General features: G+C 65.5%; 10 protein-coding genes. 2 read left to right on the top strand and 8 right to left on the bottom strand.

The genetic code is table 11. The annotated features are described in order from the left end of the window. The first annotated feature begins 64 nt into the window (after positions 1-64). Positions 65-463, top strand: a complete 399-nt coding sequence (locus AC3IR3_RS01855) for a YcgL domain-containing protein (RefSeq protein ID WP_489195350.1) — start codon at positions 65-67, stop codon at positions 461-463. 86 nt (positions 464-549) lie between these two features. Next, positions 550-3,987, top strand: a complete 3,438-nt coding sequence (locus AC3IR3_RS01850; protein WP_489195349.1) for an ankyrin repeat domain-containing protein — start codon at positions 550-552, stop codon at positions 3,985-3,987. Positions 3,988-4,047: 60 nt separating this feature from the next. Here the strand turns inward: AC3IR3_RS01850 and AC3IR3_RS01845 are convergent, their stop codons facing one another. The 8 genes from AC3IR3_RS01845 to AC3IR3_RS01810 all read right to left on the bottom strand — a co-directional run bounded on the left by AC3IR3_RS01845 (position 4,048) and on the right by AC3IR3_RS01810 (position 14,373). Beyond that, a complete protein-coding gene (locus tag AC3IR3_RS01845; RefSeq protein ID WP_489195348.1) occupies positions 4,048-5,856 on the bottom strand; it encodes a monovalent cation:proton antiporter-2 (CPA2) family protein in 1,809 nt (602 codons plus the stop codon). A gap of 111 nt (positions 5,857-5,967) precedes the next feature. Then, a complete protein-coding gene (gene hemB, locus AC3IR3_RS01840) occupies positions 5,968-6,957 on the bottom strand; it encodes a porphobilinogen synthase (protein ID WP_132142396.1) in 990 nt (329 codons plus the stop codon). 79 nt (positions 6,958-7,036) lie between these two features. Further along, positions 7,037-7,831 (bottom strand): heme ABC transporter ATP-binding protein, encoded by a 795-nt coding sequence (locus tag AC3IR3_RS01835; RefSeq protein WP_489195347.1) that lies wholly within the window; start codon positions 7,829-7,831, stop codon positions 7,037-7,039. After that, on the bottom strand, positions 7,828-8,877 hold the full coding sequence (locus AC3IR3_RS01830) for a FecCD family ABC transporter permease (RefSeq protein ID WP_489195346.1): 1,050 nt from the start codon (positions 8,875-8,877) through the stop codon (positions 7,828-7,830). The genes AC3IR3_RS01835 and AC3IR3_RS01830 overlap by 4 nt, the downstream gene beginning before the upstream one ends. Continuing rightward, positions 8,874-9,719: a heme/hemin ABC transporter substrate-binding protein gene (locus AC3IR3_RS01825; RefSeq protein ID WP_489195345.1), complete on the bottom strand. Its 846-nt coding sequence runs from the start codon at positions 9,717-9,719 to the stop codon at positions 8,874-8,876. Before AC3IR3_RS01825 ends, AC3IR3_RS01830 begins: the two co-directional genes overlap by 4 nt. Beyond that, on the bottom strand, positions 9,716-10,789 hold the full coding sequence (locus AC3IR3_RS01820) for a hemin-degrading factor (RefSeq protein ID WP_489195344.1): 1,074 nt from the start codon (positions 10,787-10,789) through the stop codon (positions 9,716-9,718). Before AC3IR3_RS01820 ends, AC3IR3_RS01825 begins: the two co-directional genes overlap by 4 nt. A gap of 11 nt (positions 10,790-10,800) precedes the next feature. Then, positions 10,801-13,110 carry a TonB-dependent hemoglobin/transferrin/lactoferrin family receptor gene (locus tag AC3IR3_RS01815; protein WP_489195343.1) on the bottom strand — a complete coding sequence of 770 codons (2,310 nt, stop codon included), beginning with the start codon at positions 13,108-13,110 and terminating at the stop codon, positions 10,801-10,803. A 171-nt stretch (positions 13,111-13,281) separates the two neighbouring features. After that, the gene (locus tag AC3IR3_RS01810) at positions 13,282-14,373 is read right to left on the bottom strand and encodes an ABC transporter ATP-binding protein (RefSeq protein ID WP_489195342.1); all 1,092 of its coding nucleotides are present in this window, start codon (positions 14,371-14,373) and stop codon (positions 13,282-13,284) included. Positions 14,374-14,613 lie beyond the last annotated feature (240 nt).

Genomic DNA, 14,613 nt, shown 5'->3' with positions numbered 1-14,613 from the left:
ATACGCGCGTTTAACATCTTGGGGTGGAACTCTGACGGCATTGACATAAATTTTGCAAGTGCTGGTGCAACAAACCCCAGATATCGGTGTCGAACGCACACACATGCGCGCGGACCCGCTGGTAGCATGGAATGCCGAGCCGTCCGCGAGACCGAAGCCCATGCATTGTTTCGTCTACGCCAGTCAGCGCAAACCCGGCACTTACGTATGGCTCTCGCGTCGCGAGGGCTACGACCTGCTGCCCGAACCGCTCGCTCTGCTTCTGGGGGACCTGCGCTTCGTGCTGGAGATCGAACTCACCCCCAGTCGAAAGCTGCCGAACGAGGACACCGACCGCGTGCTCGACGCCCTCGGCAGGGACGGCTGGCATCTGCAGTCGCCGCCCAACGAAATGCTCAGCGTCGGCAACCAGCAGAACCACAATCGCGAGCTGAACATCGATGAGGACGTCGCCCGCGTTTAATCGCCGGCCGTTCATGTCGCCGATGTGCAACGGCGGTTAACACGACGTTACCGCGAAGGCCCCATACGCTACGTATACTGCGGCGCATGGCCAATCCCAAACGTCGTCGCCCGCCGCTGCACAAAGCGCTGCTCTGGTTCCTGCCCGCCCTCGCCGCCGTGGCGTGTGCCGGATTTTCCGCGCATCCGCTAGCACTGATTCCGCTCTTGCTGGCCAATGCGCTGGCGATGGGCGCGATATGCCACGCCATAGGCTTCGACCCCGAAACGAGTTTCATCAGGACGACGCTACGACGCGGCTCCGCCCATGTCGTGATGTTCACGGCGTATACGTTCGTGGTCTTCGTGCTGGTCGCATGGCCTTTGCTGAAACTCACACAGGCACCCAGCCTTGGCGCCGCGTTGCTGCTGGCCGCCACGCTGGTAGTCGCGCTCGCTTCGTTGTGGCGGGTGTGGCCTGCGTTCGGCCTGCTATTCCTGTGGGACGACGCCTATCCGGAACACAGTGGCGAAGGCTCCTGGATATTCACGGCCATCGCGCGCAGCGTCGCGTTCGGGCGACATCTTTCGGCGGAAGAGCGCTTCTTCTCGCACTTCATCCCCGCCGCGCTCGGCTTGCTGGTACTCGCCTTCTGTGCCGTCGCGCTCAGCGGACTCTACGGCGTACTCCCTTCGGAGATGCGCATCGCCGCGCTGGCGATTTACGGCGTTGTCCTGTTGCCGCTGGCCTGCATGGTCATTGCCAACCGCACCCTGCGTGCCCTGCTCTGCGATCGTCGCGGCCATATCCGCGGGCATGCCGTCACCGATAAAGCACCGGCTTCCAAACCGGCACCGATCGCCGAACGCCCGCCTCTCGTGCTGACGGCGGAAGAGATCCAGCCGGGCCAGCGCGAAGCGGAGCTGCTGGCCGCCGTACGCGCCGGCGATATCGAACGCGCTATTGCGCTCGTCGAAGCGGGCTCCGATCCGGATACCGCCGCGGAAGCCGGCGATCGGGACCAGCGGCCGGTCCTTACGCTAGCCGCCCTGCTGCCCGACCCTCGCCTGCTGCGCTCGCTGATCGCGCGCGGGGCCGACGTCAATCGCGCGCAAGGTGGCGTTACGCCACTGCTCGCCGCGACGCGGGACAGCTGGCACGGTCGTCCGGACTCGGTGCTGATCCTGCTCGCGAATGGCGCGAATGCCGCCGGGACCGACGCCGAAGGCAATACGGCGCTGCATGGCGCGGTCCTCAGCGCGGAACCGATCGTGGCCGCGATGCTGTTGGACGCGGGCGCTCCGGTGAGCGCCGTTAACGCCGCCGGTGCGACGCCGCTCGTGATCGCATGTCGCGCGGCGAACTGGACGATTGCACGCTTCCTTCTCGAACACGCTGCGCGTCCGGCTGTCGCCGATGCGGAGCCGGCCCTCGTCGCAGCCGCGGGTATCGCCGACGACGACGCGGAAGGCGTGAAGCTGCTGCTTCGACACAAGGCGCCGGTGAATGCGACGGGCGCGCAGGGTCGCACTGCTCTGCTGGTCGCCGCGGGAGAAGGCCACGAACAGATCGTGCGCGCGCTATGCCTGGCCAACGCCGATCCGAATATCGCCGATCGCAACGGCACCACGCCGCTGATGGAAGCCGCGCGCGCCGGTGCGCACGGAATCGTCCAGTTGCTGGCCGAGGCGCAGGCGAATGCCCGGGCGCGGGACAGCCACGGACGCGATGCGCTGACGCTGGCCTGCCAGTCGTCGCGTGCGCAGGCGGCAACCATTCGCGCCCTTCTCGCCCTCGGCGCACAGCCGAAGGAAGCCGGTGGCGACGGACGCAGCGCGCTGGACCATGCCGCCTCGACCGGCCGCTGGGATCTGGTCGCGCTGCTGGACCCGGATACGCCACTGCCGACATCGCTTAGCGAAGCGGTCATGCCCGAGGCGGGCGCCGATTCGCCGACCCACCTCCTCGATGCGCTGCGCTTTGGCCACTGGGCCGTGGCGTCGACGTTCACCGCACGCGTTCGCGAATGGCCGCAGGACGAACTCGCGGGACTGTACGTCGACCTCAGCGGCACGGGCCTGGATGCGGCACGACGCTGGCTGCTGGACCACGGCCTCTCGGCGGAAGCGCGGCTTGCGCCGACCAGCCTGGACGACGACACGGCGCCGCAACTCGGCCGTCGCCTCTTCGATGCGCTGCTGACGCAGCTACCCAATGCGGCCGATGCGCTGTTCCAGCTGATGCGCGCGGGCGCCACGCCAGCCGGTGCGGGCCTGCTGGGATACGCCATCTGCCGGATGGAAGGCAACGACGACCGGCTGACGATGGCCATGCTCGAAGCGGGCGCCGATCCCTTCGGGGCGGACAGCCGCGGCCGGACGCCGGTGCATATGGCCGCCGCCACCGGCCGCGCCACCCTGCTGGGCGCACTACTCGCCCGCGGCACGAATCCGAATGCGCGCGACACCGGTGGCCGCACGCCGTTGCATGCCGCGCTCGAACAGGGCGACGACAGCCTTCCGCTGGTGCGGCTGCTGGTTTCCCACGGCGCCGATCCGGAAGCCACCGACGTCAATGGCGAGACGCCCTTCGGGCTCGGTATCGGCCACGGCGATGTCGAGCGCTGGCTGACCTGGCCGCAATGGCCGCTGCCGCGTCGCGCGCTGCGTGCCGACGATCTTCCGGTCGCCGCGGCGGCTGGCGATACCCACGCCATCGACCGGTTGCTGGAACTCGGATTCGCCGTCGATACGCGCGATCCCCAGGGCGCCACCGCCCTGCTGCGCGCCTGCGGCGCCGGTCAGCGCGACGTCGGCGCTCACCTGCTTGCTGCGGGTGCCGATGCCACGACCACCGCCGGCAGTGGCGTGACACCGCTCGCCGCCGCGGTCAACGCGCGTCGCGACGGCATCGTCGATCTGCTGATCGAGCACAAGGTGCCGGTGGATCAGCGCCTGCCCGGCGAGGCTACGGCACTGATGATCGCCGCCACGCTCGGCTATCCCGAGATCGTGGAAACGCTGCTGGCCGCGGGCGCGGACAGCAATGCGGAAGATGCGCACGGACACACCGCGCTGCATGCCGCCGCACAGTATTGCTTCGGCGGCACGGACAGTCTGCGCGCGCGCAGACTGCTGGACCTGCTGATCCGTCACGGCTCCGACGTGAACAAGGTCGATCGCGAAGGGAAGACGCCCCTGCTCCTGCTGCTAGGCGCACACATGCGGCCCAGCAGTGCCGCCGACGCCACGCATCTGGGCGCCCTGCTTCCGGCGATGCTGGATGCAGGTGCGCGCATCGAACATGCGGACCAGCGCGGCGTAAGCGCACTGCACGCATGCGCGATGCATGCGCTGCTACCGCCTGCTCGCGTCCTGCTGACGCGCGGTGCCGATCGCGGTGCGGCCGACGCCTTCGGACGGACGGCGGCCGATGTCGCGCGTCATCTTGGTTTCGTCGATATCGCTCACGAGCTCGGCGCGCGCAACAACGCGATCCCCAGCGTGCGGCAGACGCTGCGCCAGCCGGCACAGCCTTCGGAGTAGGCGCGTGCTGTTTGTGTGTGCAGGAGCGCTCTCGAGCGCTCCTGCACAAAGAAGCGCGCGTCAGGCCTTCCGTTCGCGCTCGCGCTCTTCCGCCGAGTCGGCTTCGAACAGTTGCTGGAGGTCGACCAGAGCGTCCCTCGACGACTGGATCAGCGCCGCTTCGTCGTCGTAGACCAGGTATTGCGAACGCAGCAGTTGTTCGTCCTGCTTCTTGAAACGGTCGATGCGATCCTGCGCGACCGACTCCGAAAAACCCAGTGACACGAGTACGTTTCGAGTCATCTTCAGACTCGAATAGAAAGTCTCGCGCACCGGATCGTCGACACCTATATCCATCAGACGAAACGCGTGCTGACGGTTACGGGCGCGGGCGACGATCTTCAGATGCGGGTACTGGCGTCGTACGAGACGCGCGGTACGGATGTTCGCCTCGGGGTCGTCGGTGGCGATGACGAAAACCTTGGCCTTGTCCGCCTGCGCGGCGCGCAACATTTCGGGACGGGCGGGATCGCCGAAGAACAGGGACGTGCCGCCGAAGCGCCGCGAGGTATCCACCTGTTCGACCGAACTCTCCAGCGCCACGAACTGAATGCCCTGCGCGCGCAGCAAACGGGCGACGATCTGGCCCATGCGCCCGAAGCCCGCGATGATGACCTGAGGCGTGTCTGCCTGGATCTCGTCGAACTCCCGGTCGGGCTTTTTCGCCTTCTCATGGACCAGTTTCGACGCTGCGATCACCAGCACGGGCGTCAACGCCATCGACAGCGAAATCGCCATCACCATCAGGCCGCGCTGGCTACCGTTGATCAACCGGTTCTGCTGAGCCAGGTTCAGGATGACGAACGCAAATTCGCCGCCGCTGGCAAGAATGGCCGCAAGCCGAAGCGAATCGCCATTCGTAAGCGAGCCGACGATGCGTCCGAGCGGCCAGATCAGTATGGCCTTCACCGCCAGCAGCAGTCCCACCATGCCGAGGACCAGTAACGGCTTGGATGCCAGCAGCGCCAGGTCGACGGACATGCCCACGCTGACGAAGAACAGGCCCAGCAGCAGCCCTTTGAACGGCTCGATGTTCGACTCGAGTTCGTGACGGTATTCGGAATCGGCCAGGAGCAGGCCAGCGAGGAAAGCGCCGAGCGTCGTGGAGACCCCTGCAACCTCCATCAGCCACGCCGTACCCATGACGACGAGCAGCGCCGTAGCGGTGAACACCTCGGTGCTCTTGGCGCGCGCCACGAAGCGGAAAACATGACGCAACACCAGCCGGCCGCCGACGATCACGGCGACGATCACGCCCACAACCTTCAGCACGTTCATGATGTCCGGGCCGTGGGCATCGCGGGCGACGGCGCCCCCCAGCAGCGGCACGGCGGCGATAAGCGGGATAGCCGCCAGATCCTGGAACAGCAGGATCGCGAACGCCTGACGGCCATAGGCGGAACCGGCTTCCTTGCGCTCGGCAAGGATCTGCAAGCCGAAGGCCGTCGACGAGAGAGCGAGACTGCCGCCGACGATAACCGCGGCCTTCCAGGTCAGGCCGAACAGGAGGTAGCCCATCGTGCCCAGCGCGATGGCGCAGACCGCGACCTGGAGCAGGCCGCTGCCGAATACGGCACGCCGCATCACCCACAGGCGCGATGGCGAGAGTTCGAGGCCAATGACGAACAGCATCAGCACGACGCCGAAATCGGAGATCTCGGCAACGCCCGCCGTATCGCTGACCAGACCAAGCGCCGACGGTCCGATGACGACGCCGGCGAGCAGATATCCCAATACCGCACCGAGCCGGAAGCGTTTGGTGAGCGGCACGGCGATGACCGTCGCGAGAAGGAAGACGACGGCGGTCTTCAAGAAATCATGGTTTTCCATGCACGCACTCCCTGACGATCGCCCGGGATTATGTCATGCAGGGATGGGTGGTGCTTTGCGAAAAACCGCTCTTCGACGCGGATGTTCAGCCGACGACCTGCAGGAGCGCAATCAGCCTTTCAGCCAACGTGCCACGTCTACCGCGAAGTACGTGAGGATGGCATCGGCACCCGCGCGCTTCATCGCCAGCAGCGACTCCATGACCACCGCACGCTCGTCGAGCCAGCCGTTCTGCGCGGCGGCCTTGATCATCGCGTACTCGCCACTGACCTGGTAGACGAAGGTCGGCACGCCGAAGGTATCCTTCACGCGGCGAACAACATCCAGATACGGCAGGCCGGGCTTGACCATCACGGCATCGGCGCCTTCCGCGATATCCAGCTCCACCTCGCGCAGCGCTTCGTCGCTGTTGCCCACGTCCATCTGGTAGGTGTGCTTGTTGCCCTTGCCCAGGTTGGCCGAGGAACCCACCGCATCGCGGAACGGACCATAGAAGCTCGATGCGTACTTCGCCGAATAGGCCAGGATGCGGGTATGGATGTAGCCCTCGTCCTCAAGCGCCTCGCGAATGGCGCCGATACGGCCGTCCATCATGTCCGAGGGGGCGACGAAGTCCATGCCCGCCTCGGCCTGGGCCAGCGACATCTTGATCAGCGCCTCGACGGTCGGCTCGTTCATCACATAGCCGGTCTCGTCGATCAGGCCGTCCTGACCGTGCGTGGTGTAGGGGTCGAGGGCAACGTCGCCGATCAGGCCCAGTTCGGGAAAACGCTCTTTCAGTGCGCGGGTGGCGCGCTGGAACAGACCCTGCGGATTCCACGCCTCGCGCGCGTCTTCGGTCTTCACCGATCCGTCGACGGATGGGAACAGCGCCAGCGCCGGAATGCCCAGATTCACGCATTCCTCGCCCAGCTTCAGCAGTTCGTCGATCGACAGCCGATCCACGCCCGGCATCGACGGCACCGGCTGGCGGACGCCCTCGCCTTCCACCACGAACGCCACCATGATCAGGTCGGCGGTCGTCAGCACGTTCTCGCGCATGAGGGCGCGGGAAAAGGCATCGCGGCGCATACGGCGCATACGAACGGCGGGAAAGGTCATGGGGCGTGCCTCGATGGGGGAGCGATCCGCCCATTTTACCCCCGCCCCGCCATCCGCGTGGGCGACAGGGCGTCGCAGGCTAGCTGGGCACGATCGTCCAGCCGGTGGCACCGTGGGCCTGGCGCTCCAGCGGAATGCCGTAGACCTCCGAAAGCAACGGTGTATCGAGGGCCGCCTCGGGCGTGCCCTGGCGCAGGATGCGGCCACAGGCGATCACAGCTATGTCGTCGGCGTAGCGCGCCGCGAGGTTCAGATCATGTAGCACCGCGATCACACCGAAGCCCGCCGCCGCCAGTTCGCGCGCGCGGCGAAGGATGAAGTGCTGGTGCGCAATGTCCAGTCCAGCCTCCGGTTCGTCCAGCATCAGCCAGGCGCCTTCGTCGGCGGCGTCCCATATCTGCGCAAGCACCCGCGCCAGTTGCACGCGCTGCTGTTCGCCGCCGGAGAGTTCGAGGAAATTCCGTCCGCGGAACGCCCAGGCATGTGCTGCGCGAAGCGTTGCGTCGACGATGGCGCGGTCGCGCGCTTCGTTCGGCGTATGCGGACTGCGCCCCAGCGCCACCACTTCCTCGACGGAAAAACCGAACGTCAGCTGGACGCGTTGCGAAAGCATGGCTCGTCGACGCGCCAGGTCACGGGTCGGCCACGCGCCCAGTGCCAGGTCATCCAGCGTCACACTGCCCGCCGCTGGCGGCAACAGCCCGGAAAGCACGTTCAGCAAGCTGCTTTTGCCGGCACCGTTCGGGCCGACAAGTACCAGTACGCGACCGGGCCGGGCCACGAGGTTCGCCCCGGCAATGATCGTCCGTGCGCCTCGCACGACGTCCGCGCCCCGGCAACGAAGCACGCCACGTTCCGCGTCCTGCCCGGTCATTGCACACCCTCGCCTACGCGATTGCGCAGCAGAAGCCAGAGAAAGAACGGACCGCCGACGATGGCCGTCAGCACACCGATCGGCAATTCGGCGGGAGCGACCACCGATCGCGCCAACGTGTCCGCCGCCACCAGCAACGCGGCGCCGCCGATCGCGGATGCCGGAAGCAGCAGGCGATGATCGGGGCCCCAGACCATGCGCAGAAGATGCGGCACGATCAGCCCGACAAAGCCGACGACCCCCGTCATGGCGACGGACGCGCCCACCGCGAAAGCTACCAGCAGTATCAGCACGGGCTGGAGACGTTCTGGCCGGAAGCCGAGAAGCGACGCCTCGTTTTCGCCGAGCAGCAAGGCGTTCAAAGCCCGCGCCACACGCGGAAGCAGAACCAGCGGAACGACGATCCATGGCGCGACCACGCCAAGCTGCGTCCAGTCGGCACCGCCCAGACTACCCAGCGACCAGAACGTCAGATCGCGCAGCTGATTCTCGTTGGCGAGAAACGTGAGCAACCCGACGCCGGCCATCGCGATGGCATTGATCGCAATACCCGCGAGCAGCAAATTGGCGACGCCCGGTCGTCTGCGCCCGATGCCATAGACGATACCGGTCGTGACGAGGCCGCCGACGAAGGCGCAGGCCGCGATAACGAAACCGCTCGCACCATTGTGCGCCCGGCCGCCGAGCACGATAGCGGCGACGGCGCCCAGGGCCGCGCCGGCGGAAACACCGATCAATCCGGGGTCGGCGAGAGGATTTCGAAACAGGCCCTGCATGGTTGCGCCGCTGGTAGCCAGCGCCGCGCCCACGACAACGCCAAGCAGCAAACGCGGCAGGCGCAGCATCAGGACAACGCGGTCGTCCCCGATGGCATCCGCTCCCGCGAACCAGCGGCCGATGGCACCGGCGACTTCGCGCGCCGGCACATCCATCGCGCCTGTGGTCAGACTCCACAATGCCGTCCCCGCAAGCAGCAGGCCCAGCAATGGCAGACTCCAGCGACGGCTTCCGTGCCGCGTAGCCCTCGGCAACGGAATCGCGTTCATGGCTTATATGCCGCCCATTGCGCCTGCAATGCCTGCGCCGTCTCCGCCGTGCGCGGGCCGAAGCCGAGCAACGCCTGTCCGTCGACGAAAACGATGCGCCGCGCGCGACCCGCGGGCGTCTGCGCAATGCCCGGCATCGCCAGCACCCCGTCGATGCCGCCCACGTCCTTCTCGCGTTCGTGCATGAGCACGATGACATCCGGTGCAAGTGCAACCAGTGCTTCGGGCGACACGGCCTTGTAACCGGCGAACGAGTCGATCGCGTTATGGCCACCCGCCAGCGCCAGTGCACGATCCGCCGCGGTATCGCGACCTGCCGCCATCGGACTGCCGCTTCCCATCGACATCAGGAAGATCGCGCGCGGATGCCGCGGCATCGCCGCGACGGATTTCGCCAGCGCGGCGAAGCGCGCATCCACGTCGCGCGCCAGCGCGGCGGCTTCTGTCTCGCGACCGAGCACCTTGCCGATCGCGAGGATCTTCGCGGTGACGTCGGCCGGTGTCCGCGAGACCGGCAACAGCTCCATCCGCACGCCGGCATCGCGCAGCTGGGCGACCGCGGTCGCCGGACCGGCATCGTGCGTGGCGAGGATTAACTGCGGATGCAGGGAGAGCACACCCTCGGCACTCAGCTGACGCAGATAGCCGACTTTCGGCAGACGCGCCGCGGCATCGGGCCACTGGCTCGTCGTATCCGTCGCCAGGAGCCCGTCCTCCGCGTGCAACGCATAGACGGCCTCGGTGATATCGCCACCCAGCGAGACGAAACGCGTCGCCGCCGACACCGTCGTTGCGGCCATCGACGCAACGACAAGACATATCGCCAGCCAACGCCGACTCACGACACACGCTCCAGACCGGCGAGCAGCGCGCGCCAGTCGTCGCGCTCGGGGATGCCGGGCTTGCGCTTGCCGAACACCTGCGCGATCTGCGTACCGTCTTCCGCGTAAAGTTCCAGCGAGGTAACGACGCCTTCCGGTACCGGCTTGCGCACCACCCACGATTCGACGATGCACCCCTCGCGCAGATGGAGGTTGAAGCCTTCGTCCAGCACGTTCAACCAGGGATCGGCAACCTTAATGTTCCTCACCGGGCCCGTATGGATCTGCACGACACCCGGCGATCCGACGAAAATCATCAGCGGTACTTCGGTAGCCGCCGCGCCCTCTAGCATGGTCCGCATCGAGCCATTGTCGACGCGCTGCGCGAACTCGTCGCCGACCAGTCGCAGAGCTTGCATGCGCGTGGTCTGGTGACGTTTCAGCAGGGCGAAGAAATCGTGGGGATCGCGCAGCGCGCGCCACCCGTCGCGCAGCGAGTCGACATCCACTTCGGCATCGGACCGGCGCGAAGGCAGCGGATCGACCACATCGACCAGCTCCAGCAACGGCGACTGCACCGCCGCCGTATAACGATGCACCAACGCACGCCATGCCGAACGGTCGGTGCCTTCGGTGAGATAGACCTTGTGCACGGCACGCCCATCGCCATCGAAGAACTGCAGGCTTTCCAGTTCGCGACCGCGCGAGGTTTCGCGTACGGCGAAACCGACGTGCCAGTGACGGAAGAACAGCCGCAGGTCGATATCTTCCGCGAGCACGATCCCCATGCTGCCGCCGGCATCGACGTTGTCGTATTGCCCCTTCTTTTCGTGCACGCAGTAATCGTTGCGCGTGAGCGCCATCACGCGACCGAGCGACGGCAGGTCGCGGATAAGATCGGCGAACGTGCCCTCCAGCCGGATGACACCGTCGCCGCAACGACTGGCGACAAGCTCGCCTTCGCTCACGCCCAGACGGGCGGCGACATCGCGGGCGCGTAGCAGTGGCTCGTCCTGACGCAGACGCAGCCAGCCCGTGCGAAGACTGGGAATATCGACCGGAGCGGGTATGGAATTCGTGTTCTCGAGCATGGTTCGTCTCCTCAGAAGCTGTAACGGGCGGACACGTTGAGCGACCGGCCCGGCATGGTCAGGCGCTCGATCTGTGCGGTGCGCTGCTGCGTATCGTCGACACCCCCACCGCTGGCGACATTGGCGAGCACGCCGCCGTGCAGGGCGCCCCAGTCCCAGTAGCGTCGATCGGCGATGTTGCTGACGCCCGCGGCCAGTTCCAGCGAGCCGATCGGCGTCCAGTGCGCGTAGAGATCGATCGTCGCGTAGCCCGGCGCCGAGAACAGCGACGTCGCGTCCAGACGATCTTTCCGGCGCACCGCCTTGCCGATCAGTTCGACGCCCCACGCTTTTGCGTCATAGGAAATACCAAGCACGGCCGATGCCGGGTCGACGCTGTTGAGCGGCGACGTGCCGCTCTGGCCGATCACCGTCTTGTCGCCACGCGCGGCACTGAGGCTACCTTCGAGTTTCCAGCCGGCGAGCGAGCTGTTGAGTGCACCAAGATTGAGTCCCGCCGTCGCTTCCGCGCCCTTGATCGTCGCCTTGGGGAAGTTGACCGCCTGCATCACGATCAGCAAGTTCTGATCGATGGCCCATTGCGGCCACTGCGAACGGTCGAGCGTGTAACCGCCGAAGATGAAATTCTTGTACCGGTTGTAATAGACGTTGGCGGTGAAGTAACCGAGTTCGCCCGTACCGCGCACACCCAGCTCGATGCCCTTGCTGGTTTCGGGTTTCAGGCCGGGATTCGGGATGATGCCGTACGCGCGCGGCGTACCCCAGGCGACAGCCAGCTCGCTGTACAGCGGCGGCCGGAACCCCTGCGAGTACTGCGCGTACGCGCTGATCGCATCCGTCACGGCGTACTCGACACCGAGCTTGGGCGACACACGACTCTTCTTCACGTCGGTCAGGCCGCTCTGCACGAACGAGCTCTTGTAGTAGCTGTCGTTCTCGTCCGGTTTGAAGGAGTAGCGATCGATGCGCACACCCGGCGTTACGTGCAGGCGCCCATTGAGGAAGGACATCTCGTCCTGCGCGAACACGGCATAACGGTCCGTGTCGTTCTTCGGAAAGAAACGCAGCGGATAGTTTTCCGGCATATACGGCGTATTGCTGGAAACGATGCCCGTACGCGTATCGCGTCCCTGGCCGCCCAGCTGCCCCGTAGGCGTCGTACGCGACACGTCGACACCGTAGGCAATACGATGCTCGACGACATCGCCGGTTACCGACTTGAACAGGGTGGCCTTGCCGCCGAAGAGACGCTCGTCGAGATGGCTCAGATACAGGCGATCGTAGGTCGCTCCGCGCGATGGCACGTTTGCCAGCGTGTTGGTGGTCGACTCGGTCTCGGTCTTCTGCCAGTACACATTCCATTCGATGCGATCGACCAGCGCCGTATCGAGGTTGGCATAGCGCTGCTCGAACGAGCCGCGGATACGCGACGACGTATCTTCGGCCCGGTCGTCCAGCAAGCGCGTAGTACCGGTCGCCTGATTCATCGCGCTGTAGATATGCGTATTCACCTTGTTACGGAACACATCGACCGTGACGCGATCTTCGCGACCCGAGTCGGCGGTGTGCACGTACTTTCCGAGCACGCTGTTCGTCGTCGACGACATCGGATCGGGCCGCGTGCGCAGGTAATTCGTAGTGTCTACGTCGCCTTTGTTGTTCGTCGCACTGGCTTCGCGATGGTTCGCGACGAAGACGATACCGTTGCGCTTATCGCCGCCGGCCAGTGTAAGCGACGTGCCCAGACCGCGATCCGCGCTGCTGTACTGCTCTTTCACCGAGACATAGGTATCGCGTCCGTCGCGCAGGTAGTCGGCGGGATCGCGCGTCACATAGCGAACGGTGCCGCCGAGTGCATCGGAAGGATCCAGGGCGGATGCGGGACCGCGCGCGATCTCGACGCTTTTCACCGAATCGAGATCGATGAAGTCGCGGCCCGCGCGCATGCCGGTAGTCGAGAAGCCGAACGAATTCGCCGCAGCGACACCATCGGTCTGGATGTTGACGCGATTGCCGTCCAGACCGCGGATACTGAAGCTGTCCAGGCCCCATCGTCCCGCGGTGCCGATAGCCGACACGCCGGGTTCGTAACGCACCAGGTCGCGGATATCGACCACCAGATGGCGATCCATCGTTTCCCGGTCGATAACCGACACCGTGGCGGGCACGTCGAAACGGAACGCCGAGCCGATGGCGGTGACCGTGATGCGCGGCAATTGCTGCGTATCGTCGGTGGAAGGCGCCGTATCCGCGGCGTACGCCGACAGGGAGCCGCCGAGCGCCGCGCACACAAGCGCGGCCAGTGTGGTTTTCTGGAGCACAGGAAATCCTTCGCAATCGTGCCTTTTGCACGAATCGGGGGCTTGCGAAGGAGGCCTGGCCTCCGGCTGGCGACCGGGGTTGATGGGTAGGAAATGAAGATCGCACGAAGGCGTCTTCTTCACATGGTATTGAGAACCATTCCTATTTACAACACATGGCGCCTGGATTTCTCAAACGTCGATGCGACACGTTGTTTCGGGATCGAAGAAATGCAGCCGCTCGGCGGCGAAGCCCAGCGCCACATCCGTACCCGGCTGCACGACGGAATGCGGCGGCGCGCGCGACACGATTTCGCCACCGGCGTAACGCATGTTGAGGAAGATTTCGTTGCCGACGGGCTCGACGACTTCCAGGTGCGCATGCAGTCGCGTTGCCATGCCGTTCGCTTCGGCAAGTTGCAGATCTTCCGGACGCACGCCGACGATGACCGGCTTGTCGACGTACGCGGCAAGCGCGTCGGAAGTCACGTCCAGCGACACCGTGCCTTCGGCCATCTGCAGACTCAGGCCATCGGCATGACGAAGCGTGCCGTGGAAAAGATTCATCGCAGGACTGCCGAGGAAGCCCGCGACGAAAAGATTCACCGGCTTGTTGTAGAGATTCATCGGTGTGTCGAGCTGCTGGATCACGCCGCCATTGAGCACCACGATGCGTTGGCCGAGCGTCATCGCTTCGATCTGGTCGTGCGTGACGTAGATCATGGTGGCGCCCACGCGGCGATGGATACGCGCGATTTCGACGCGCGTCGACAGGCGCAGCTTCGCGTCCAGGTTCGAGAGCGGTTCGTCCAGCAGGAAAACCGCCGGGTCGCGCACCATGGCACGCCCCAACGCCACGCGCTGGCGCTGTCCGCCCGACAGCGCGGCGGGCTTGGAAGACAGGCGTTCGTTGAGGCCGAGCATGTCGGACGCTTCGGCGACGCGACGATCGATTTCTTCTTTCGGCTGTCCACGCAGACGCAGACCGAAGCCGAGGTTTTCCTGCACCGTCATGTGTGGATACAGGGCGTAATTCTGGAACACCATCGCGATGTCGCGATCCTTCGGTGCCACGTCGTTGACGACACGGTCCCCGATCCACAGTTCGCCGCCCGAAATGGATTCCAGGCCGGCGATCATGCGCAGCAACGTCGTCTTGCCGCAGCCGGAAGGACCGACGAGAACCAGTAACTCGCCATCGGCGATGTCGAAACTGGCTTCGGCGACGGCAACGTGCCCGTTCGGGTAAACCTTGCGTACCTTATCGAGCCGAACACCTGCCATCTTCTTCTCCGTGGACGCCCGCACCGCGTAACGCCGCATCATCGTCAAACCCGGAACCGGTGCGGCGTGGGAGCCTGCACTTTGCCGGGACAATCCGGTATTCTGCCGATGTAATCGTTTACGTCCAAGTGTAGGCTCCAGCGATGGGACTCGGAGCGGTCCACCGACCGTCCAGGGCGCGCCACCGGAATTGTCACTAGACGTCAGGCCCCGCCCAAGGCACCCTTGCGGGCTCAGTGA

This window comes from Luteibacter sp. GL_149 (assembly GCF_057834065.1).
This window is presented reverse-complemented; position numbering and strand designations above follow the sequence as displayed.

Coding starts and splice junctions, on each gene's coding strand:
- AC3IR3_RS01820 (WP_489195344.1), bottom strand. CDS start 10,789: ATGCTCGAGAACACGAATTCCATACCCGCTCCGGTCGATATTCCCAGT.
- hemB (WP_132142396.1), bottom strand. CDS start 6,957: ATGACCTTTCCCGCCGTTCGTATGCGCCGTATGCGCCGCGATGCCTTT.
- AC3IR3_RS01850 (WP_489195349.1), top strand. CDS start 550: ATGGCCAATCCCAAACGTCGTCGCCCGCCGCTGCACAAAGCGCTGCTC.
- AC3IR3_RS01845 (WP_489195348.1), bottom strand. CDS start 5,856: ATGGAAAACCATGATTTCTTGAAGACCGCCGTCGTCTTCCTTCTCGCG.
- AC3IR3_RS01810 (WP_489195342.1), bottom strand. CDS start 14,373: ATGGCAGGTGTTCGGCTCGATAAGGTACGCAAGGTTTACCCGAACGGG.
- AC3IR3_RS01830 (WP_489195346.1), bottom strand. CDS start 8,877: ATGAACGCGATTCCGTTGCCGAGGGCTACGCGGCACGGAAGCCGTCGC.
- AC3IR3_RS01835 (WP_489195347.1), bottom strand. CDS start 7,831: ATGACCGGGCAGGACGCGGAACGTGGCGTGCTTCGTTGCCGGGGCGCG.